Annotated in this window: 1 protein-coding gene and 1 pseudogene; both read right to left on the bottom strand. The window is 25.4% G+C overall.

Going from position 1 to position 347, the window contains the following annotated elements; translation table 11 throughout:
• Positions 1 to 200 (bottom strand): annotated as a pseudogene (locus tag IDG60_RS03150) (zinc peptidase); the annotation flags it as partial.
• A gap of 68 nt (positions 201 to 268) precedes the next feature.
• On the bottom strand, positions 269 to 347 hold a 79-nt coding region (locus IDG60_RS27370), incomplete at its 5' end, for a hypothetical protein (protein ID WP_481906077.1).

Raw genomic sequence — 347 nt, forward strand, 5'->3', positions numbered from 1 at the left:
TTCGTTATATTATATTCTCTATTTTCATTAACATAATCCTTAAAGAGTTTTAAATTAATACCTGCTAGATGATTCAAAAATGTTTCATCAACTTTTAAATAATTCAATAATTTTTGTGGTGTCAGTAAATTTCTATCAAAATACAACTTTAATAAACTATTCATTTTGACAGGACGTGACATTTCAATCACGTCGTCTAAAGATAATACTTTCTCGCTTTAAACAAAAACTTACCCGATTAAAATCAAGTAAGTTTTTCATATATCCGTCACTTTTCAACTTTAAAATCAACAACTTGCGGGATACGCATCAAATTATTATTTGATAAAAAATCAATAAGTAATTGT

The sequence above is a fragment of the Staphylococcus sp. EG-SA-2 genome, assembly GCF_017152085.1.